Annotated in this window: 15 protein-coding genes; 5 read left to right on the top strand and 10 right to left on the bottom strand. The window is 46.0% G+C overall.

Features of this window, described 5'->3' with window-relative positions:
• Nucleotides 1-95 precede the first annotated feature (95 nt).
• The 4 genes from DW036_RS02455 (at nt 96) to DW036_RS02440 (ending at nt 10,050) form a co-directional block, all read left to right on the top strand.
• Nucleotides 96-2,822, top strand: a complete 2,727-nt coding sequence (locus DW036_RS02455; RefSeq protein WP_118461029.1) for a glycoside hydrolase family 97 catalytic domain-containing protein — start codon at nt 96-98, stop codon at nt 2,820-2,822.
• Between the two features lie 134 nt (nt 2,823-2,956).
• Nucleotides 2,957-5,359 carry a family 43 glycosylhydrolase gene (locus tag DW036_RS02450; protein ID WP_118461027.1) on the top strand — a complete coding sequence of 801 codons (2,403 nt, stop codon included), beginning with the start codon at nt 2,957-2,959 and terminating at the stop codon, nt 5,357-5,359.
• A gap of 22 nt (nt 5,360-5,381) precedes the next feature.
• Nucleotides 5,382-7,787, top strand: a complete 2,406-nt coding sequence (locus DW036_RS02445) for a beta-L-arabinofuranosidase domain-containing protein (RefSeq protein WP_118461025.1) — start codon at nt 5,382-5,384, stop codon at nt 7,785-7,787.
• Between the two features lie 13 nt (nt 7,788-7,800).
• On the top strand, nt 7,801-10,050 hold the full coding sequence (locus DW036_RS02440) for a S9 family peptidase (RefSeq protein WP_118461023.1): 2,250 nt from the start codon (nt 7,801-7,803) through the stop codon (nt 10,048-10,050).
• 79 nt (nt 10,051-10,129) lie between these two features.
• On the opposite strand, the gene DW036_RS02435 is transcribed toward DW036_RS02440, so the two are convergent.
• The 8 genes from DW036_RS02435 to DW036_RS02400 form a co-directional block, all read right to left on the bottom strand.
• Nucleotides 10,130-11,569, bottom strand: coding sequence for a PAS domain-containing sensor histidine kinase (locus DW036_RS02435; RefSeq protein ID WP_118461021.1), 1,440 nt, complete (start codon nt 11,567-11,569; stop codon nt 10,130-10,132).
• A 21-nt stretch (nt 11,570-11,590) separates the two neighbouring features.
• Nucleotides 11,591-12,715, bottom strand: coding sequence for a sensor protein KdpD (locus tag DW036_RS02430; protein WP_118461019.1), 1,125 nt, complete (start codon nt 12,713-12,715; stop codon nt 11,591-11,593).
• 102 nt (nt 12,716-12,817) lie between these two features.
• Nucleotides 12,818-13,567, bottom strand: a complete 750-nt coding sequence (locus DW036_RS02425) for a TorF family putative porin (RefSeq protein WP_118461017.1) — start codon at nt 13,565-13,567, stop codon at nt 12,818-12,820.
• A gap of 128 nt (nt 13,568-13,695) precedes the next feature.
• Entirely contained in the window at nt 13,696-14,271 is a 576-nt protein-coding gene (locus DW036_RS02420) for a K(+)-transporting ATPase subunit C (protein ID WP_118461015.1), read from the bottom strand.
• 12 nt (nt 14,272-14,283) lie between these two features.
• Nucleotides 14,284-16,335 (bottom strand): potassium-transporting ATPase subunit KdpB, encoded by a 2,052-nt coding sequence (kdpB, locus tag DW036_RS02415; RefSeq protein WP_118461014.1) that lies wholly within the window; start codon nt 16,333-16,335, stop codon nt 14,284-14,286.
• 30 nt (nt 16,336-16,365) lie between these two features.
• Nucleotides 16,366-18,072 (bottom strand): potassium-transporting ATPase subunit KdpA, encoded by a 1,707-nt coding sequence (gene kdpA / locus DW036_RS02410; protein WP_118461012.1) that lies wholly within the window; start codon nt 18,070-18,072, stop codon nt 16,366-16,368.
• Nucleotides 18,073-18,084: 12 nt separating this feature from the next.
• Complete coding sequence (gene kdpF / locus DW036_RS26220; RefSeq protein ID WP_081450799.1) at nt 18,085-18,165, bottom strand: K(+)-transporting ATPase subunit F; 81 nt, start codon at nt 18,163-18,165, stop codon at nt 18,085-18,087.
• 1,006 nt (nt 18,166-19,171) lie between these two features.
• Nucleotides 19,172-20,515, bottom strand: a complete 1,344-nt coding sequence (locus DW036_RS02400) for a sigma-54 dependent transcriptional regulator (RefSeq protein WP_118461010.1) — start codon at nt 20,513-20,515, stop codon at nt 19,172-19,174.
• A 291-nt stretch (nt 20,516-20,806) separates the two neighbouring features.
• Between DW036_RS02400 and DW036_RS02395 the strand changes: the two genes are divergently transcribed.
• Nucleotides 20,807-22,129 carry an aspartate kinase gene (locus DW036_RS02395; RefSeq protein ID WP_118461008.1) on the top strand — a complete coding sequence of 441 codons (1,323 nt, stop codon included), beginning with the start codon at nt 20,807-20,809 and terminating at the stop codon, nt 22,127-22,129.
• 246 nt (nt 22,130-22,375) lie between these two features.
• Here DW036_RS02395 and DW036_RS02390 read toward each other — a convergent pair whose 3' ends face one another.
• Nucleotides 22,376-23,167: a GDSL-type esterase/lipase family protein gene (locus tag DW036_RS02390; RefSeq protein WP_118461006.1), complete on the bottom strand. Its 792-nt coding sequence runs from the start codon at nt 23,165-23,167 to the stop codon at nt 22,376-22,378.
• 18 nt (nt 23,168-23,185) lie between these two features.
• Complete coding sequence (locus tag DW036_RS02385; protein ID WP_118461004.1) at nt 23,186-24,373, bottom strand: AGE family epimerase/isomerase; 1,188 nt, start codon at nt 24,371-24,373, stop codon at nt 23,186-23,188.
• Between the last annotated feature and the right edge of the window lie 24 nt (nt 24,374-24,397).

Below are 24,397 nucleotides of genomic sequence, written 5' to 3'. Positions count from 1 at the left end.
TTGGACTATTCTTTTATTACATTATATTATTCAGTCCTTCCGTTCGCTCTTTTTTCTTTTACTTTGCAGACAGACAAATAAGAATTAACCGAATCATGAAAAACAACCTCTCTTTCAAATTAGTCGTTATTTCCCTATTTCTGTATTGCGGAAATAATTCAATCGAGGCAGCAACAGGAAAGAAATACGCACTGGCATCTCCCGACAGAAAACTGAAAGTAGAAATCAGTACCGGAGACAAACTATCTTATCAGGTGATGCACGAAAAGGATACAATTCTCTCTCTTTCTAACATAGGCTTGGTTCTGACCGACGGAACCGAAATAGGAAACAATTCTCAGGTAACAGGTATAAAAAGGAAAAAGATCAGAGATAATGTAGAATCCCCTTTCTACCGCTTCAAGGAGTTCGTTGCTACATGCAATGAACTCGACTTGAAGTTGAAAGGTGGTTTTGGAGTTACTTTCCGCGCTTATGATGATGGAGTAGCCTACCGTTTCTATACCACACGTACAGCAGATGTTACAATCAAAGATGAAATAGCCGATTTCAACTTTAATCAAGATTATACAGCTTATCTTCCTTATACGACGAATGACAAAAAGCCAATGGCAATGGCTTTTCAAAATATATACGATGTTACCCCATTGTCGAAGGCACAGCCGAAAGTAGCTTTCCTACCCGTTACAGTGGACTGCGGTAAAACCAAATTAACTCTACTGGAATCTGATCTTGAAGCATATCCGGGAATGTTTGTAGAATCTCAGAAAGATGGATATGGGCTAAAAGGTGTTTTTGCCCCCTACCCTACCCAAACAGATTTCTATCCCTGGCGTATGCAGGAGTATGTAACAGAAACCAGTGATTTCATAGCACGCAGTAGTGGTGCACGTACTTATCCTTGGCGCGTACTGGCTGTCACTGAAAAGGATACGGATATGCCTGTTAATAATCTGGTGTATGCATTGGCATCTCCCAACCGCATAGGCGACACGTCGTGGATAAAAACCGGAAAAGTAGCCTGGGATTGGTGGAATGACTGGAATCTGAAAGGTGTCCCCTTTAAAGCAGGTATCAATATGGATACCTATAAATATTACATAGACTTTGCCAGCAGGAATGATATAGAGTTTATAGTGCTCGACGAGGGTTGGTATAACCCGAAAAGTGGTGATATGCTGATCGTTGTACCCGAACTGAATCTTCCGGAACTAATCGCCTACGGAAAACAGAAAGGAGTTGATATTATTCTTTGGACAGTATTCAATGTACTCGACAAACAACTGGAAGCTGCCTGCAAGAAGTACTCCGGAATGGGTATCAAAGGCTTCAAAGTAGACTTTCTGGATCGTGATGATCAGACTGCTGTTGAAATGGTATATCGCATCGCTGATGCTACGGCAAAACATAAGTTGACACTCGACCTCCATGGCATTTACAAACCTACAGGCATCAATCGCACTTATCCGAATATCATCAACTTTGAGAGCCTGTTCGGTATGGAAGAAGTGAAGTGGACGGATATCAAGAATAACATGCCACTTTACAATGTGACCTTTCCGTATATCCGTATGATGGCAGGTCCGGTAGACTATACTCCGGGTGCCATGCGCAATGCAACGAAAGCCGACTGGCGCGCCGTCTATTACTCACCGATGAGTATGGGAACCCGTTGTCATCAGTTGGCCACCTATATTGTACACGATTCTCCGCTCACCATGCTGTGCGATGCTCCGACGAATTATCTGAATGAACAGGAATGTGTGGACTTCATCACTTCAATTCCCGTAGAGACGGATTCCACCTTTATCGCCGCAGGTAAAATGGGAGAATATATCGTTAGTGTACGAAAGAAAGATGTCAACTGGTACATTGGCGGGATGACAAACTGGGATGAACGTGATATAGAATTTGCCTTTTCGTTCCTGCCTTCCAATGTTCGCTATACAGCCACGCTTTTTGCTGATGGTATTAATGCGAATAAACAAGCGGAAGATTATCGTACAGAGAAACTGATTATAGATAAAAACAGCCGGATAAAGATACATTTAGCTTCGGGCGGGGGATTCGCGATGAAGCTTGAATGGTGTCCGGTGCGGGGTGAAGTAACGTCCATACCCGAGGGAAAGAATATCCCTTCTTTTTATAAGAAATACATTGAAACTGAGGGATTGTATGTCACTTCCTCCGAAAGGGTAAGTGATGAAGCGTTACTAAAAGCATGTGATATCATCAGTCTGATGCTATCAAAACGTCCGGATGTAAAAGCGCATATGGTGAAAAAAGGGTGCCATGTGATGGTTATCGGTAAAGACGAAGAAACTTGTGATTTACCGGAGTTTGCACATATCTGCAATTCGCCGGACAGCATTGCATACTGGAACTGGCGTGCCCGTGGTTTCGGTGGGGCACCGGAAGATGAATTCTCCGCCAGTTGCGGGGAAGAGAATCTGTTGGCTTTATCACAAGATAAATATACGGGCGAAAATATTCTGATTCATGAATTTGCCCATCTGATACATATGGTAGGAATTGCAGGTGTGGAACCGGATTTCAATGACCGACTGGAAGCATTGTGGAAAAGCGCTGGAGAAAAAGGACTATGGGCCGGTACTTACGCATTAAGCAACAAAGAAGAATACTTTGCGGAATGTGTACAGTCTTTCTTCAACTGTAACCGTTACGCTGATCCTGCCAATGGTATACACAATTCTATGAATCGTCGCGTAAAGCTGAAAGCCTACGATTCGGAAATGTACAAGCTGTTGAAAGAATATTTTTATGAAATAGAGATACCAATTAATAATAAAATACACAAATGATAAATTAGTCACGTAGCTATTGTTGCACCTACCACCTCCCCCTGCGGGTACTCCTCCTGGAAGGAGGAGAACTGAGATACTTCTAATTATCATTTTCCTACTAATTTATCATTTATCAAATAACAAAAACAAATATGAACAAACTTGTCCTTGTAATCGCCTCCCTCTTAATAGGAGTCATTTCCGCCTTCGCGCAGGCCGCTTTCAATACTCCCGGTGCCGGCAATCCCGTAATTCCCGGATATTTCGCCGACCCTACTATCAAAAAGTTTGGTGATACTTATTATATGTACGCCACTACCGATGGCAGTGGTGCAGGCTTTGGCCCCGCACAAGTATGGACAAGCAAGGACTTCGTAAACTGGACCTTGATGCCCATGAACTGGCCCGACAGCCACTGGATATGGGCACCCGATGTGATGCAGCACTCTGACGGAAAGTACTACTACTTCTATTGCCAGCCCTGTATCATCCACTGTGGAGTCAGTGAAACTCCCCGTGGTCCGTGGAAGAATATCCTGGGCGATAGCGAAGCGGTCCTTATCCCCGACCGTTTCGTAACAAATGCCATCACTCTGGACGGACAAACATTTGTGGACGATGACGGTTCAGTCTATATGTACTGGGGAACCTGGGGCATTTACAAAGGTTTCGGTTGCGGTGCCGGAAAATTAGCTCCCGATTTGAAGAGTTTTACCGAAACCCGCCTCATCCCCAATACCGAAGCCACCGATTTCTTCGAAGCACCTTTTGTAATCAAACGCAATGGAACCTATTACTTTATGTATTCCTCCGGTTCCTGCCACGACCACACATACCGTGTGCAATATGCCACCTCAGACAAGCCTCTGGGTCCTTACACCTATGGCGGCTGCATCCTCGAAACCAATACTGACGGAACCATTCACGGTCCCGGACATCACAGTATCCTCCAGGAAGGTAATGATTACTATATCGTTTATCACCGCCACGATAATCCACACTCCAACCGTGGCTTCCACCGCCAGCTTTGCATCGACCGCATGACATTCAATGCAGACGGAACGATTCAAAAAATTACCCCTACCCATGAAGGCGTAGGTGCACTGGCTCCTTCCGTTGTTAAATCAACCAACCTCGCCTTTGGTAAAAGCGTGCGTGCCTCTTCCTCTTATGATGACAACTTCCGTCCCGAATATGCCGTAGATGATAACAACGGAACTTTATGGCGTCCGCGCGGCATGGGACAGGAATGGCTTGAAATAGACCTGGGACGCCCCCAGCAGATACAAACGATCTGGACACAATTTGAATATGGCACTCAGTTCTATCAATACCTGATTGAAACTTCAACAGACGGTAAACGCTGGAATATCTTTGCCGACAAGCGGAACAATCATCTGGCAGGCAGCCCGATGGTAGATTTCGGCAAAGCCAAAGCCCGCTTTGTACGCCTCACCTATACCGGTGGACAGAAGAATGGCTTCGGTGGCGCTATCTGGAACATCAAGATATTTTCCGGTATCGAAGATTCCGCCCCCCAACAGTGGCTCGGACTGACAGCCGCCGACTGGAATGGCCGCGAATGGCAGAACAATGAAGGAATGTTAGGAGGTGCTTTTATCCTGAAAGCAGGATCAGCCCGCACCGAGCGCATTGACGGACGCGACGCACTGGTTCTCGAACCGGGCACTACGCTGGAATACCGTCATCCGTTACTTTCTCCCTCCAAAGAGCATACAATTAGTGGGTTAGTTCATAGGTTAGGTGGATGGCAAAGCTACGAAGCGGAACCCGCCCTTTCATCCGGTGTGATTTCGCTTCAAAGCGGAGCCGAACCCTTAATCATCACTAATCTGCGCTACTATAACTGGAAACAGGCACCTGCCGAACAGGAATATGATACCACTACGGATATCGTCCGCTTACCGGCTGCCGACCAGCAAAAGCATGGCTTGGTAGTAAGCATCACCGCTGATGACTTCGCCGCAGGAGACACCGTACATTATCTTTCCAATCATGGAATAGAAGGATACTTCGAAGCCCACAAAGCCCCCTCCATCATCAAGGAAGTGGAAGGGAAGAAAAGTTTCAGCTTTGATGGGCAGCAGGTATTCCAGTCCAACTTCTCCCTGCCTGCAACCTTGCTGGACAATGCCCCCTATACATTGGAAGCCTGGTTACTGAATGATTCCATTGCTGAAAATGAATGTGTAGTCGACTTCACGACTTCGCATGACGAATTGGAAAAGATTATGCTCGTAAGCGGTACGGAACCCCGATGCGGTGTCATCAACCACTATGGTTGGTACGAGGATGCCGGTTACAAGGACATGAAGTCGCTTGAAGGCAAATGGCAGCATATCTATATTTGTTTCGACGGCCGCATGGAACAAGTATATATCAATGGTAAATTAATTAGCGAAAAAGACATTCAGTTACTAATAAAGCCATCACAATACGTAACATTGGGACGGAATGCAGAACGCAACTGGCCGTTCACGGGCTACCTGCATTCACTGAAACTATGGGACGAATATATTCCAATCAAGAAATAATACCATAAAACGAATAATAACCATGAGAAAAGTATTAGTTACCACCCTGCTGGTTGCCGCCACCGTAGGCAGCCAGGCGCAAGTGAAAAACCAATCGCACGGGTATCCCATCGATCCCGTACCTTTCACCTCGGTGAAAGTAACCGACTCCTTCTGGGGACAACGCCTCAACGCGAGCCGAGAGGTAACCATCCCCCTGGCATTCAGCAAGTGCGAGGAAACCGGAAGATACCAGAACTTCGTCAACGCAGCCCACCCCAGTGATACCATTAAAGTAGGCGGACTGGCTTTCGACGATACGGACGTATACAAAACCATCGAAGGTGCCAGCTACCTGTTGCAGACATATCCCGATAAGAAACTGGCCAAATACATCGACAGCGTGCTCGTCATCGTAGCCGCCGCACAGGAAGCGGACGGCTACCTCTACACCAGCCGAACCATGAATCCGAAACATCCCCATGAATGGGCGGGAAGCAAACGTTGGGAAAAGGTAGAAGACCTGAGCCACGAGTTCTACAACCTGGGACACATGGTGGAAGGCGCCATCGCCCACTACCAGGCTACCGGGAAGAAGAACTTCCTCAATATCGCCATCCGATATGCCGACTGCGTATGCCGTGAAATCGGTACAGGCGAAGGACAGCAAATCCGCGTTCCCGGACACCAGATCGCTGAAATGGCACTTGCCAAACTTTATCTGGTCACCGGAGACCAAAAGTACCTCGACCAGGCCAAGTTCTTCCTCGACCAGCGTGGATATACCAGCCGTACCGATGAATACAGCCAGGCACATAAACCGGTGGTTCAGCAAGATGAAGCTGTGGGACATGCCGTTCGCGCTGCCTATATGTATGCAGGTATGGCCGATGTAGCCGCCCTGACGGGAGACACTGCCTATATTCATGCCATCGACCGCATTTGGGATAATATCGTGGGCAAGAAATATTACATCACCGGCGGTATCGGAGCCACAGCAGCCGGAGAGGCTTTCGGCAAGAACTACGAATTGCCCAATATGTCAGCCTATTGCGAGACTTGTGCTGCCATCGGCAACGTGTACGTCAACTACCGTCTCTTCCTCCTGCACGGTGAATCCAAATACTACGATGTACTGGAACGCACTTTATACAATGGTCTGATTTCAGGCGTATCCTTAGATGGCGGCGGTTTCTTCTATCCCAACCCACTGGAAAGTATGGGACAGCATCAACGTCAGCCCTGGTTCGGTTGTGCCTGCTGCCCGTCCAACATCTGCCGTTTCATTCCATCCCTGCCGGGGTATATCTACGCAGTGAAGGATAAAGACGTTTACGTTAACCTCTTCATGTCCAATACTTCCGACCTGAAAGTGGGTGGCAAAGCTGTTTCTATCGAGCAAACCACCAAATACCCGTGGAACGGTGACATCACCATCGACATCAACAAGAATAACGCCGGCCCCTTCAACCTGAAAGTCCGTATTCCCGGATGGGTTCGGGGTCAGGTAGTTCCCAGCGACCTGTATACCTATAGTGACGGCAAGCGTCTGAAGTACACAGTGAAAGTAAACGGAGAAGCCGTACAGAATGAACTGAAGGATGGCTATTTCTGCATCGACCGCCGTTGGAAAAAGGGTGATAAGGTGGAAGTACACTTCGACATGGAACCGCGCACCGTGAAAGCCAACAATAAGGTGGAAGCCGACCGCGGACGCATTGCCGTAGAACGCGGACCGATTGTATACTGTGCAGAATTCCCGGATAACAACTTCGACATCTTCAGCGTATTCATGAACCGCAACCCTAAGTTTGAAGTGGTAGAAAAGCCCGATCTGCTGTATGGCATCAACCAATTGAAGACCGGCGCACAGACACTTGGCTATGACGATCAGGGTCGCCTGACCACTACCGATGTGAACCTGACACTGATACCTTACTACGCATGGGCCCACCGTGGTTCGGGAGCTATGGAAGTATGGTTGCCGCAAGAGCTGAGCGCATCCCGCCCTGCCATGCCTGCCACACTGGCTTCGGAAAGTAAAATAGACGCATCCCACCGCGCAAGCTCCATTTCAGCCATCAACGACCGCCTGGTTCCGAAAGATGAAAACGACCGCTCCCTGCCCTACTATCATTGGTGGCCCAAACAGGGAACTACGGAATGGATCACGTATGAGTTCCCGGCAGAAGCTACCGTATCAAGTTCCACCGTATATTGGTTCGATGATGCTCCCTGGGGCGGTTGCCGTGTACCGAAAAGCTGGAAGGTATATTATAAAGATGCACAAGGCCAGTGGCACCCCGTCACAGGTGCCGACAAATATGGCGTTGTAAAAGGTGCGGGAAACACCGTAAACTTTGATCCCGTGAAGACTAAATCAGTAAAACTGGAAATCACCCTGCCGGACAAACATGCAGCAGGTGTTTATGAATGGGAAGTACAATAAAGGTTAGTTAGATATGAATGTTTGTAAGTTAGGTTTGTCGATAGCCATGCTCCTTAGCGGGGGCATGGCTTTCGCACAAGGCACGGTGGACGATTATAACCGTGCCTACGCATTGAGAGAGAAATTCAGTGCCAACAAAGTTTTCTACTCCAACGTCACGCCGCAGTGGATAGAAGGCACACATCAGTTCTGGTATGTACGCAATACGCCCGAAGGCCGTATCTACGTATCGGTGAACGCAGACAAGAAAAACAGAAAGGAGTTGTTCGACCACAAGCGTCTGGCAAGTGCACTGAGCAACGCATCCGGCAAAGAAGTAAAGCCCGAGGCAATCCAACTGGAACGGCTACGGGTGAACCCGAGCTTAGATACGCTTCGTTTTGTATTCGGCAACCAGCGCTGGATGTACACCACCCGCAAGAATCAGTTGGTAAATGAAGGCAGCCTGCCCGACCGTAATGCACCACAGAAGCACTGGATGGAGCGGGATGACGAAAAAGAAGCCGCTCCCGTAACTTCACCCGATGGAAAGTATACCGCCTATATCAAAAATCAGAATGTATATGTGAAGGAACTTGCCACGGGAAAAGAGAAGCAGTTGAGCCTTGACGGTACACTCAGCAACTATTACTCAGCTTATATCCGCTGGTCTCCGGACAGCAAGAAGGTGGCATCCTGCAAAATCCGCCCGGTAGAGAAACGCTATGTGTACTATGTAGAGTCTTCTCCGGCAGATCAACTCCAACCGAAGCTGCACAAGCAGGAATATGCCAAACCAGGAGACGAACTTCCTTTCAAGATACCTTGCATTTATGAAGTTGAAACAGGACGAGGCATCATCCCCAGCACCGACCTCTTCGACCGGCAGTATGAAATATACGGTCCCGAATGGAACCCGGACAGCCGTTCCGTTACCTTCGAGTACAACCAGCGCGGACATCAGGCATATCGTGTACTTGAACTCTCTGCCGAGACAGGCGTCGTGCGTCCTCTGATAGAAGAAACCTCTGACAAATACGTGAACTATACCCGCCGTTTCCGTCACGACCTAAAGGACAACAAGCACATCATCTGGATGAGCGAACGGGATAACTGGAACCACCTGTACATGTACGACCGCACTACCGCACAGCCCATCCATCAGATAACCCGCGGCGAATGGTATGTGCGCGAAGTGCTCCGCGTAGACGAGGACAACCGACAGATTTATTTCTCCGCAAATGGTGTACAACCCGGTGAGGACCCTTATCTCATCCGCTATTACCGCATTGGTTTCGACGGGAAAGACTTGGTTTGCCTTACTCCGGAAGAAGGAATGCACCGTGCCTGGTTCTCGGGAGATATGAATTATCTGGTAGACGTTTACTCTATGATAAACAAAGCTCCTGTTACCGTATTGCGCAGTGCCGAAGATGGCAAGGTGGTGATGCCGCTGGAGACAGCCGATATCAGTCGTCTGGAAGCAGAAGGCTGGAAAGCACCGGAAGTATTTACCGCCAAGGGCCGCGACGGGAAAACGGATATGTGGGGATTGATTGTACGCCCTACCAATTTCGACCCGAACCGGAAGTATCCGGTGATTGAATATATCTATCAAGGTCCCGGCGACCAGTATGTCCCCAAAACATTCATTCCGTACAACTGGTACATGACTTCCCTTGCCGAACTCGGTTTTATCGTCGTCATGGTAGACGGAATGGGAACTTCTTTCCGTTCACGTGAATTCGAGAACGTATGCTACAAGAATCTGAAAGATGCAGGACTTCCCGATCACATCGCCTGGATTAAAGCTGCCGGAGAGAAGTATCAGTATATGGATATGGATCGCGTAGGTATCTACGGCTGTTCTGCCGGAGGTCAGGAATCCACCACTGCCGTGCTGCTGCATCCCGAATTCTACAAAGCCGCTTATTCCGCCTGTGGCTGCCACGACAACCGCATGGATAAAATCTGGTGGAACGAACTCTGGCTGGGATATCCCGTAGGAGATCAATACAAGGAAGGATCGAATGTAGAGAATGCCCATTTGCTGAGCCGCCCCCTGATGCTGGTGGTAGGCGAACTGGACGACAATGTAGATCCTGCCTCAACCATGCAGGTAGTGAACGCACTGATAAAAGCCAACAAAGATTTTGAACTGGTAGTGATTCCCGGTGCACACCACACGATGGGAGAAGACTTCGGGGAACATAAACGCTATGATTTCTTTGTACGTCATTTGATGAACGGGAATCCGCCGAAGTGGGATGAAGTGAAAAGATAGTGCTTAACGTTTAGTGATAAGTGATTAACTCTCCCATCAGGTCATATCATTCAACCAGTTAATCACTTATCACTATTTCTTATGCCTTCAGCCGCATAATAAACTTGCTTCCTTTCCGCAATTCGCTTTCCACCGTCAGTGTTCCCCCATGTGCCTCCACAAAATCTTTTGAAATGGAAAGTCCCAATCCACTACCTTGTACCTTTGTGCCGGGCACACGGAAATAACGGTCGAAAATGCTCTGATGATAACGGGGATCGATACCTTTACCGAAATCCTGCACATACAGTTCAACAAAGTCTTCATCACGCTTGGCACCAATAACAACACGTCCGTTTTCCTTTGAATAACGGACTGCATTGCTCAGAAGGTTCGTCAGCACCCAGGCTATCTTCTCACTATCCACAAACAGTTTGGGCATCTTTTCCTCCGGATATTCCACTTCTATCTGTATACCGAACTTATCTGCCTGAACCTGATTGGCTTTAATAGCATATTCTATAAGTTCGATAGGTTTGGTTATCTTCGGCATCATCTGAAGCTTTCCTGCCTCTACTTGCGTCATATTCAGAAGTTCACCGGTGATACCCAGCAGGCGGTCGGCATTTTCCTTGATACTCTTTGATAATTGCTCTTGCTCATCATTCAGAGCGCCTACCCGCTTGTCTTCCAACAATTGCAAACTCATGAGAATAGCTGAAATTGGCGTTTTCAGTTCATGGGAGATGGTGGAGATAAAGGTAGTTTTGGCAGAATCCAACTCTTTAAATTCGGTGATATTTTTCAGCAGGATCACATCACCCAGGTTCTGCGGTTCATCCGTATCGGCATCCGTATTCATAATGGTGATGTAAGAAGCCTGGAAGTAGCTTTCCTTATTATCCGCATAAATTTTCAAGGGTTCTTTCTTCTCCCCCGGAGTAATCAGCTCCCGAACCAGACGGCGAAGAAGGTCATTCTTTAAGGAAAGTTCCTCGGCAGAGTGGCGAATTACATCTTCACGCTTCAGATTCAACACGGTGAGTGCTTCTTTATTGATAAAGAGTATTTCATGCTCGCAATTCAGACCGATAATAGGTTCATGAATACTGTTCACAACGGCTTCAAGGAACTTCTTGGCAGAAAGAATATCGTTCAGCGTACTGGCACGATATTCTGCCAGGCGCTCAGCCATACTGTTGAAGCTATCGGCCACTTGGCGGAATTCCTCGTGTCCGCTCATATCCAGACGTTTCTCATAGTTATGATTGGCGATTTCAAGAATACCACGCGTCAGTTCCTGAATCGGCTTATTGATGGAACGGGGAAGCCAGACCAGCAACACGATACTGGCAAGAATACAAATAGCACCTGTAACGGAAATCCACAGCAAAGCACGTTCCAGTCCGGGCATGGCGGCAGGACTGTCCGGTTCGGTAGCTGTCAGTATCTGAAGATTCACTACGGAGAGAGCAACCAGCAGAATGATCATACCGGCCAGAATGCCTACACTGAGTATTAATTTAGTACGAATATTCATAATGCACTGATGAATTAAATTTTATGCAAGTATAATCAAATCTACGTTTGCCTGAGCTAAATCATTCACAAATTTTCTGTATTTCAACACCATAAACAAGGATTGAGGTAAACGGAAAGAAGGACTGCCCATACAAACAGAAGTGATCTGTCTCTCTTTACAAGTACGGATGATGGCATCCAATACATCTTTGGATTGTACCTGAACCACTTCACCATCCAACTCAGTGACCAACTTAAAGTGATTCAACAGATAGCGCTGGCTTGCCAGGTCGATACGGTCAGCACTCTCGCGGGGTGTTTGTACATATAGGGCTATAAAAGAAGTATTGTAACGGGTTGCCAGACGTGCCGCCTTACGAATGATGCGTCGGGGCGTCTTCTCCTTACTGCTGATGCATGCCAGAAACTTCTCATGCCGGACTCCTACACTGGAAACGACCACTTCATTCTCCACTTTCTTCTCCACACGCAACGCTACTTCCTTCAAAGCCAATTCACGCAATTGAAGGATATTCTCGGTTTTGAAGAAGTTATTCAACGCCATGGGTACTTTCTCCGGTTTATAGATTTTACCGGCTTTCAGGCGGGTGATGAGTTCTTCGGCAGTGAGGTCGATGTTCACCACTTCATCCGCTTCCTGTAATACACTGTCAGGGATACGCTCTTTGACTTCGATACCGGAGATACCCTGAACTTCTTCGTTGACGCTTTCAATGTGCTGGATGTTGACGGCGGAAATCACATTGATACCTTCGTCCAGCAGAGCCATCACGTCTTGCCAGCGCTTCTCGTTTCGGCTGCCCTCTACATTGGTATGCGCCAGTTCGTCTACAATGACAATATCGGGATGGATACGGATAATACCCTCCAAATCCATCTCTTCCAGTTCCTTGCCTTTATAAAATATCCGACGGCGGGGGACAACGGGGAGCCCTTCTAATAATACTTCCGTCCCAGCACGTCCGTGGGTTTCGATGTAGCCGATTTGCACGTCTACACCGTTGCCCAGCAATTCATGGGCTTCCTGGAGCATCCGATACGACTTACCTACACCGGCAATCATGCCGATGTAGATCTTGAACTTGCCACGACGGGACTTCTTAATCAGGTCGAGGAAGTGCTGTACGCTTTGTTCTCTGTCCATACTTTCATTTTTAGGCGCGGATTACGCGGATTACACAAATTTCTTACTGTATGCAGTTATTAATCCGTGTAATCCGCGTAATCCGTGCCTAATCTTTAGTTATCACGGTTTCAACGTTATACCAAATACCAAATGAGCGTCCTCCAAACATGGATTCCAGATAGCTTGCGCAAAGATAGGCAATGAAAACGAATCTGTTATCCTGATAGCCGTGGTAGCTTTCAACGCTACATTGGTAAAAGCAAAACCGGAATTTCCATATCCTACCGTATAAGTTTTATAAGGAACGAATCCTACAGTTGCATTCAAATCTACCGACTTCACGCTGAACGGATAGTTCAGTTCGCAATAGGAAGAATAATTTTGCTTACCTTCCTCATTCTTATCGGCACCGGCAAACATCAGATACCATGCCATAGACAAAGGAAGTTTCTCGCAAGGCAACGTATAAGCCAAACCTGCTTCAAAGAAGTGAGCAGTCTCATGGCTCTTGAAGTTGAAGTACTTCCCGGCTCCCTGACCTGCCCACCATAGACTTGCTACGGACAGTGTGGGTCCTGATTCACCTAAAGCATAAGCAGCCGTCAGGTCTATCTCCTTGCTTGCCAGTCCTTCTGAAGATTTATTACCATCGAAGTCTGTCGAGCCCCAGGCTGTCACAGAAAAATCACCTATGCTGAATCCTAAAGTCGGCTGGAAACTTGCTCCGGTCTGATAAACACCACGCCAGACGTAAGAGCTGACTAAATCACCCTGCACAGTAAATTCCTGAGCCTTTGCACTTGTAGTTCCTAAAATACAGGCAACAGCAACTGCTGCTGTCGCAAAAATATTGTTTCTTAATCTTTTCATAATTCATTCAATCTTTTTTAAAGTAAAGTTGTCTTTTAAAAAGAGAGGCAGCGTTCCATTCACCCTGTTTTAGACATCACCATGGCAAAATATGAATGGAATCTGTCCGCCTCTCTACCAACCTAAAGTTATTTCTTATTCGCTTCTTCCAATGCGATATTCAGTTTCAGTACATTCACCTTCTTCGTACCGAAAAGGCCGAGAAGCGGCTTCTGCACTGCATTGTCTACAAGAGCCTTTACTTGTGCCTCATCCATGCCACGTGCCTGGGCTACGCGTTTCACCTGTACATAAGCACTGGCGGGAGTAATATCCGGATCAAGCCCCGAAGCACTGGCGGTTACCATTTCTGCCGGAACATCTTTACGGTTCAGATAAGGATGGTGTACGAGGAAAGTGTCGATACGGGCTTCTACTTCCGAAAGATATTCTTCGTTGGTAGGGCCTTTGTTACTACCGGAAGAACTGGTAGCATCATAACCGTCACCGGCATGGGAAGGGCGTCCCCAGAAGTAGATGTCTTTTGTGAACATCTGCCCAACATTAGCGGCACCGACAACTTTACCATCCAGGGTCGCTACTTCCGCATTACCCTTATTGGGACCTGCCATCTGGGCAAATATCCACAGGATAAGGATATAGAATACAGAGAAGAACACGCAAAATGCAAGTGTTATTTTAAGGGATTTGAATAATGTTTTCATTACTGTTTTTATTTATTGAAAGAATAAACTGACAATCATATCTATTAATTTAATTCCGATAAAGGGTGCAATGACACCGCCTAAGCCATAAATCAGCAAGTTGCGGCGAAGCAATGCACTGGCACCAATCGGTTTATACTGTACTCCTTTCAGTGCCAACGGAATCAATATAGGAATAATGATAGCGTTAAAGATTATAGCTGAAAGGATGGCTGACTCAGGACTATGCAGCCCCATGATATTCAGCGGTGCCAACTGAGGGATGGCTACCATAAACAAAGCGGGAATAATCGCAAAGTATTTAGCCACGTCATTTGCTATAGAGAACGTAGTCAGCGTACCACGCGTCATCAACAACTGTTTACCGATTTCCACGATTTCAATCAACTTCGTAGGATCATTGTCCAAGTCCACCATATTACCGGCTTCCTTTGCAGCCTGCGTACCGCTATTCATAGCAACACCCACATTTGCCTGTGCCAATGCCGGAGCATCATTTGTACCGTCTCCCATCATTGCCACCAGTTTACCGGACTGCTGCTCTTTCTTGATATATTCCATCTTGTCTTCCGGCTTAGCCTCAGCTATAAAATCATCCACACCAGCCTTTTCTGCGATGTACTTTGCAGTCAGCGGGTTATCTCCGGTCACCATTACCGTCTTCACTCCCATCTTGCGAAGGCGTTCGAAACGTTCCTGAATACCCGGTTTAATGATATCCTGCAACTCAATAACGCCAGCCACCTGCCGGTTGACACACACTACCAACGGTGTACCGCCGTTACTTGAAATTGCAGCAATCACATCTTCCACCTCTTTCGGGAAACTGTTTCCGGCACTCTCCGCAATCTTACGGATAGCATCGAAAGCACCTTTACGTATCTGAGTACCATTTTGCAAATCCACGCCTGAACACTTTGTTTCAGCAGTGAACTTAATCATCCGGGCACCCGTAGTATTCAGGTCACGCATACGGCGACCTGTTTCCCGTCCCAGTTCTATAATTGATTTACCTTCCGGCGTTTCATCGGAGATGGAGGACAGCAGGCAAGCCTCAATAAAATCACGTTCGTCCACACCGGGAGCTGCATAGAACTTCGTAGCTTTACGGTTACCGATTGTAATAGTTCCCGTCTTATCCAGCAGCAACGTGTCAATATCACCGGCCGTTTCCACTGCCTTACCCGATTTCGTTATCACATTGGCACGAAGCGCACGGTCCATACCTGCAATGCCGATAGCGGAAAGCAGACCACCGATTGTCGTCGGTATCAGGCAAACAAACAGGGAGAGAATAGCTGCAATCGAGATGTACGTTCCCGGATGATCTATATTTGTATAATCCGCCATTGGAATCAGTGTGACACAAACAATCACGAATACCAGTGTGAAACCTGCCAGCAGGATAGTCAGCGCTATTTCATTCGGTGTTTTCTTCCGGGTAGCACCTTCCACTAATGCAATCATCTTATCCAGGAAGCTCTCACCCTGCTGTTGGGTTACCAATACCTTTATCTTATCAGAAAGCACCTTCGTACCACCGGTTACAGAACTCTTATCTCCACCCGCCTCACGGATTACCGGAGCAGATTCGCCTGTAATAGCACTTTCATCAATGGAAGCCAGTCCTTCTACAATCTCACCATCAGCCGGAATCGTATCGCCGGCTTCGCAAATAAAGTAATCGCCTTTCTTCAGGCGTGCACTACTGATATTGCAAACTTTGCCATCAATCAGAATTTTAGCGGGAGTCTCCTCACGCGTCTTGCGCAAGCTGTCGGCCTGGGCCTTACCACGAGCCTCGGCAATAGCCTCAGCGAAGTTAGCGAACAACAGAGTAACAAAGAGAACAACGAACACCAGGAAGTTGTACCCGAATGTTCCATATTCCGTAGTCCCCAGCGAGAGGATGCAGACCACCAGCATCACCAACGTCACAAGTTCCACCGTAAACATAATCGGATTCTTAATCATCACCCGTGGATCCAACTTCACGAATGATTGCTTCAAGCTTTCCATAACTTGCTCCTCTTGAAACAAAGAAGCTGATTTCTTATCTTTCATCTTATGAAATTACTAATTACTAATTATGAATTACAAACTAAAATGTTCGGCAATCGTACTCAACGCATGCACCGGGAAGAATGACAGGGCAGCCACAATGAAGATAACCGCGAAAGTCATCACAGCAAATGTCACCGTATCCGTCTTCAGCGTACCGGCACTTTCAGGGATAAACTTCTTCTGCGCCAGTAATCCCGCAATGGCCACCTGACCGATGATTGGAATGAATCGACTCAGGATAAGTACCCAACCGCAAGCGTAATTCCAGAAATAAGTATTATCTCCCAGTCCCTCGAAGCCGGAACCGTTATTAGCTGCACACGAAGTAAACTCATATAATTGCTCACTCAGCCCGTGGAAACCCGGATTATTCAGCCATCCGCCCTCACTCGCCACGAAATCGGGATGATGGGCAAACAGATACGTAGACAGAGCCGTTCCTACCAGGATCACAAACGGATGAAGCAACGCCACAACGGTCGCAATCTTCATTTCGCGTGCCTCCACCTTCTTTCCGAGGAATTCCGGTGTACGTCCTACCATCAGTCCGCTGATAAACACAGCTATGATTATGAACGTATAGTAGTTCATCCAACCTACCCCGACACCACCGAACCAGGTATTTATCTGCATATTCAGCATCTCCATCATACCACTGAGCGGCATCGTAGAGTCGTGCATACCATTCACCGAACCATTGGAAGTAACAGTGGTCGTAATGCTCCACAAAGCTGTTGCGGCAGAACCAAGCCGCACCTCTTTTCCCTCCATCGCTCCGCCATCCTGCGCAATACCCAGTTCGTCAATACGCGGGTTGCCGTTCATCTCCTGATAGACATTGATGCCGACACCCGCCAGATAGGCAAAGAGCATTACACCGAATATACTATAAGCCAGTTTCTTACGATTGGAATAAAAACCAAGTGCGAAAACCATTGCCATCGGTATGATCAGGATAGACCAACATTCTACCATATTGGACAGATACGTAGGATTCTCCAACGGATGCGAAGAGTTTACACCAAAATAACCGCCACCATTGGTACCCAGTTGTTTAATAGGCACAATGGCTGCCACAGGTCCCTGCGATACCAATTGTTCCTGTCCTTCCAGCGTAGTCACCTCCATCTTGCCGTCGAATCCCATCGGAGTGCCCTGAAGAATCAGGATAAAGCCCACAATCAGGGAAAGAGGCAACAGGATACGTGTACTACTCAATACAAGGAAGTTCCAGAAGTTACCTATTGTCTTCGTTGTCTTTACACTGATGGATTTCATGATACCTGCCATAGCCGCCATACCCGTTGCCGCCGTAATAAACTGGAACAGCATGATGACGAACAATTGCGTAAAGTAAGTCAATCCGCTTTCACCGGAATAATGCTGTAAGTTACAGTTCACCATAAAACTGATACAAGTGTTGAATGCCTGATCCGGAGTCTGCGCCCCATTACCGTCGGGGTTCAGAGGCAACCAGTGTTGAGTAACCAGCAGTACCATGCCCCACACAAACCAGAAAGCATTCAATATCAGCAATGCTTTCAAGAACTGTTTCCAGTTCATCTCCTCCTGTGGGTTGATGCCGGAAACTTTGAATATCAATCTCTCGACCGGCTTCATGAAGTCCGACCATGTTTTTTGTCCTTTATAGACTTTTGCAATATACTTTCCCAACGGATAAGCCAATACCACCATCAGGATGACTTGCAACGCTACGCCTAAAATTTCTGTGTTCATTTTCTTTCTACTTTAAAACTTCTCCGGTCTCACAAGTACATAAATCAAATACCCGAAAACCGCAATACCCAATACAAATAATGCTGTATACATAATTCTCTCTCCTTCTTAAATCTTTTCAAACCAGTCCACACATTTCCAAAACAGCCAGAAAGCGAACAAGCCGCTCAGCAGGCAGAAAATAAATGAAATCGTTATTCCCATGTTTTTACCTTTATTGAATTAATACTATTTATTTTATCGGAAGGTAATGTGCCAATAGCGTGCCAGAAGGATGGGTAAATTCATAAATATCTAATAAACAGATTCATGCAACAAGCGAATCAGGGTACTCCCTTAAAGAGCACCCTTTCAAAATGAAAAGGTATTATCTATTTTGAAAAGAATAGAGGGAAAGAATAAGGAAAAGAAACAATATCATTGGGCGACTTCCGTCTGATTCCGAATCGCCCGATATCCCCAATGCATACATCGAACTTTTCTATCGAACTTAGTGCAACTTGATCAAAATGTCAAAATGTAAATCGTAATATCTGAGATTTCTTTCTTTCGTGCCCATCCTTGTTGTGCTTCAAAAAAACGCAAGAATTTACTATCAGGAAAATACCGTATGATTCAAAACAATAAAAGAAAGCATGTTTTAGAAACTTATTTCTCTTTATTTCATTCTTATTAATTACACATATGGTGTATTTCCATAAAATCGATTATTTAGCTCCGTTGCTTATCTTATTTGAAATAGAGAAATATCGGCCGCTTTTTGACAGGGCTACACCCTTTTGGGAAGATGGTGTAGCCTTTTGGTGATGATGGTGTAGCCTTATGAAGCAAAAGGTGTAGCCCTTTTGCGAATTACATCATCCGTTTGAGTGAAATTGATGATCTGTTTGATTAAAACAGATGATATATATGGGCTGAATAGATCATCTGTGGGCTGCCAATAGATGATATAATCCTTATAAACTAATGTTATATTCTTCCAGAAGCAGCTTTCCAGCGGGAGCGCTTATTATTAACAACGATGAAAGTCCAACATACAGCAGCAAAACATCCCGTTTTGGTATCTTATTGTCATATCAGATCTGATTGTGAATACAAGCTATATTCTATATTCCTCAATCTTCCTGTACAGCGTAGTCAAACCTATTTTCAGCAAGCGGGCGGCCTCCGTCTTATTCCCCTTCGTGTACTCCAACACGCGCGCAATATGGCGACGTTCCATAGCCGAAAGCTCGAAGCTGCCAGGTGTCTCTTCATCCGACAGTTCGTAGTGGGCATTCTGGATGTCAAGTGGCAGATCGGCAATAGTCAGCTGTTCGCCTTCGCAAACAATAAGACTGCGTTCTATCACATTACGGAGTTCGCGGATATTTCCTTTCCACGGTTGTAACTCCAAAGTAGCGAGGAAGTCAGGAGTTATTTCAGTTACCGGGCGGGAAAGTTGTGTGGAAAAGTTCTTCACGAAAGCCTTTGCCAACAGACGGATATCTCCTGCACGCTCACGCAATGGCGGCAGATGCACCTGGAATACAGAAAGACGATAAAACAGGTCTTCCCGGAAACGTCCTTTGGCTATTTCTTCCGGCAAATTACGATTCGTTGCGGCTATGATACGCACATTGACGCGTGTCGGCTTGGTGTCTCCTATCTTTATATATTCTCCCGTTTCGAGTATCCGCAATAGTTTGGCTTGCAATTCAAAGGCCATTTCACCTATTTCATCCAGGAAGATCGTTCCATTGTTCGCTTCCTCAAAAAGCCCTTTCTTATCTTTCAACGCCCCTGTAAAGGAACCTGCTTTGTGACCAAACATCTCACTTTCCAACAACTCCTTGCTAAACGAAGAACAGTTTACAGCCACAAAATTCTGCCGCGCACGCTTGCTACTATAATGGATGGCCTGCGCAAACACTTCCTTACCTGTTCCCGTCTCTCCGGTCAGCAATACAGGTACATCAGTCACCGACACCTTTTGCGCCAGTAAAACAGCATCTTTCAAAGATTTGGACTCTCCCAGGATAGAATCAAAAGAGTACGCCTGCCCTACCTTCTTCTCAAGCTTTTCAAGACGGGCATTCATCGCGGCTTTCTCTACCGCACGACTGATAAGGGGAATAATCTTGTTATTATCATCTCCTTTGGTGATATAGTCGAAAGCTCCGTTTTTGATGGCTTGTACGCCATCGGGAATATTGCCGTGAGCCGTCAGGAGAATGACTTCCACATTGGGTGCAGCTTTCTTGATAGCCAACACCAGGTCTACCCCATTTCCATCGGGCAGAAAAACATCACACAAAGCGACATCTGGACTTTGCAGTTCCAACTGTTTCAGGGCAGCCCTGCAATCACCAGCCTGACAGACTTCATATCCTTCTAACTCCATCATACGCGCTAAAAGGGTACGGATTTGTACCTCGTCATCAACGATTAAAATCTTACTCATATCTTATTTGGATAAGTATTTAAACTGATAATGGTAAAAACAGGGTGTGCAAATATAAAACTTTTCCCGAATACGAGCGGCACATCTTTTGAACTTTTATAGTAGAGAGCTTGAAAACCTCGAAACTGATTTTACAACTTAACTCCATTAGTACAAGGAGATAAGAGGAGATAAGAGCAGAAAAGAGCAAACAGGCAGCGGGGAGTTTCCCTTCCATTTTGATAAAATCATTCTGAAATGGCAAGGGGGCTTCACAAAAAGATTTGATTAATAACTAAAAAAAAGAAGAATATGAAAATCTACAAATTCGATGGAAATGCAACCGCATCCGTAAGAGGTATGCAACATGTGGCAAAACTGATTCAAGACAATACGTCTAAAATAGTCGTACTATCCGCTCCCAAAGATGTTACCAAACATTTGGGCGAGGTAACTGCCAGCTTCTTCAACCGAAACATAGAGGAAGCACACGACAAAATAACCCGACTGGAATTCCAGTTCATTGACTTTGCCAATGAACTACTTACGAACGACACTATCAAGCACGAAGCCACCCGGGGCATTCTTGACTGTTTCCAAGCAATATGGAAATACAGTATGGAACCTTTCTACTCTACCGATGAAAAAGAAATTCTGGCACAAGGAGAGTTACTGACATCCACCTTGCTGGGATTCTACTTACAGGAGCAAGGAATGGACAACAGCGTGATTTGTGCTTTCGACTTCATACGCACCGGTATGAACGGGGAAGCGGATGAGGAATATATCAGCCAAAAGGTGAAAGAGATATGTAAAGCATACCCCAATACACATCTGTTTCTCACACAGGGAAGCATTTGCAGGAATGCTTTTGGTGAGACCGATTATCTGAAACAAGGTGGAAGTAACTACACCGCCGCCCTAATAGGGACAGCTATACAGGCAGAGGAAATACGGATATGGACAGATATCGATATACACAGCAACGATACACTGATAGTGAAAGATGCCGACACCATAAAAAAACTGAGTTTCAGTGAAGCTGAACGGCTCATCTACTTTAATCCCCAAATCCTGCACCCGCTTTGTCTGGCTACAGCATGGAAAGAGAATATTCCCATCCGTCTGCTCAACCCAATGAATCCGGCATCAGAAGGGACTTATATATCCGCCAACAGATTGAACGGAAACATGGTAAAGGCAGTCGCTACCAAAGATTCTATCACATACATCCGGTTCGAATCGAACCATACACTCCGGCCTTATATGTTCATCAGCAAGATTTTCGATATCTTCGCCAAATATAAGACGATGCCCTGTCTGCTGACTTCATCCAACGATAACATATCCGTAGCCACAGATGACAGGAACTTTCTTTCTCTCATCCTGCGGGAACTGAATAAGTATGCCCGGATATGGGTGGAAGATAAGATGAGTATCATTTCTGTGGTAGGAAACATGAAATCATCGTGCATCGAAACCGAAGCACGGATTATGGACGCATTGAAGAATATTCCGCTGAAGATGATTTCTTACGGAAGTGATGAGAATGATGTGTCGCTGGTGGTCAAGGCAACGGACAAGGCGGAAGCACTCCGGTTGCTTGACGAAAAGTGGCTTAAGAAAGCGTCTTGAAAAGATTCCCTATATAACCTGTTGGCGGAATTAATTCATAATGTATTAGAAAAGAACAAAAGTGATTAGTGTTTAGTGATAAGTGATTAGCGCCATTCGGTATGTTATTTTTTAGACGCGGATGACGAGGATTTAAAAGGCTGCGCTATAAAAAATAAAAAAAGATCCGCGTCATCCGTGTCATCCGCGTCTAAAAGATTATTTATCATTTAACTCATAACCCTACAGAAAGAAATCAGCCCGCACCTAAAAGAAATTATTCCGTATTTCTTTCGCAATATAACGCCCCATCAACTCCTGCCCTTCTTTATCGGGATGTAAGCCATCGCGCAGATATCGTCCTCTGCCCGAAGGCTGTTCGAATTTCTCGGTTATACCACTATTGGAGTAACAATCTATCAGTTGTACGGAAAGAGCACGGCAGATTTCACGCAGAATGGCAATCTTCTCCAGATTACGTTCATTGCGGGTTACATCACCGGTCTGAATAGGGGTACAAACAAAAACACGACATTTAGGATAATGTTCCAGAATGGTCTGTATAGCCCAACGGGCACCACCTGCCATAGTGGTAACGTCCACTTCAGCAAGAGTCTTACCTTTCAAGGACTCTTCGGCAGAACCAAGGTTCTTATCATTTGTCCCCATAGAGAAGACAAAGACGTCGGGAACGGGATATTGCCCGTTTTCCACTTCGGCAATGAATTTCTGGATGTGAACCTTAGAAACATTATTATGCCGCATCTGCAATTCATGGCTGTCTTCTGTGGGACGCCAACCACCGGATATCCCTGCAAAACCTGCACTTCCATAATCCTGTGTATCGGAATGACAGGCCCAGGTTGCAGAACCTACCGCTACATTATGATGGGTGGCAAATCCAAGCAGATCAACCACCGTCTTCGACCATTGTTCACCTGCCGTGATGCTATTCCCATCACAACCGAAATTCATCTTACTGAAATCAGGATAAAGAGATTGCGCCTGTAACGCAATCCCTATCCATAACACAACACAAAATCCAATCAATCTTCTCATTCTAACCTCTAAACCATTTTATGAAAAACGTTCCATTATCTCCATACACATACGTCCGTTATGATACGGGCATTTCCAAAATCCGGCCTTGTCATCCTCAATATTCACCGTGCCGTCAGCACGTACACTCCAATGCCACTCACCGTTCCCGTAATCCACCAAATGCTTCTTGATGAAGTCCCAGCAACGGAATGCTTTCTGCAATGCTACTTCATCTTCAAAATATTGGTAAAGATTGACATGTCCCACCACATTTTCTGCCTGTACCCACCAATGACGGTCGGTATCGGTCTTCTGCCTATCCAGGAAAGTTTCATAAATCATGGCACCGTCAGGTGTCAGTCCTTCATCAGCCGCGGCGGCAATAAACTCAACTAAAGGTTCTACCTTTTCCAGTAAAGTTTTATCATCCAGAATCAAAGCGGCTTCATGTATCAGCCAGGAAGCTTCTATATCATGTCCGTAAGAAACAATGCGATACTTACTCCGCCAATTGTCATCGAAAAACAATTCCAGATGTCCTGTCTTAGGATTAAGAATCTTATCCGTGAATAATTCTATCAAATTGCGAAGTTGCTTCTTGAGGCGATTATCTTTCCATACACGGTACAAATTGGTATAGGGCTCCAAGATATGCAAATGGGTGTTCATTGTCTTACGTTCGTTCTCGTCTTTATCGCTAAGACGCATATCGGCAATCTCTCCCCATTCTCGGGTAAGAGCCTCGCAATAGCCATTCTTCAAAGAATCAAAACTATACTTTTCGATATCCTCAAACAGACGGACAGCATATTCCAAAGCCTCGGCATCACCCGTGGCACGATGATATTCGCTCAGTCCATAGATGGCAAAGCCGATAGCATAGATTTGTTTCTTTGTATCCAATGGATGACCTTTATAATCGAGCGACCAGTAGACGCCGCCAAACTCCCGGTCATAGAAATGATCTATCACATAGCGTTTGGCACGCGTTGCCGCAGACAGGTATTCTTCTTTCCTCAGCAAACGGTAGGCTGCCGAGAAAGTCCAGAGAATACGGGCATTCAATACAGCGCCCTTTTCTGTTTCCGGCATCAAGATTCCGGTTCCCGAGATACGACCATAAAAGCCACCATTCACCTCATCTGTCATCTTGTTCAGCCAGAAAGGAAGAATGTTGCCTACTAACTCTTCTTCCATCTCTTTTCGCAGATTCGTGATGTTCATAAGATTTTGTTTTTAGTTTAACTT

The organism is Bacteroides sp. AF39-11AC (assembly GCF_003474285.1).
In the GTDB taxonomy this organism is placed as follows: domain Bacteria; phylum Bacteroidota; class Bacteroidia; order Bacteroidales; family Bacteroidaceae; genus Bacteroides.
The sequence above is the reverse complement of the archived record's forward strand: the minus strand, read 5'-3'. Positions and strand labels throughout refer to the sequence as shown.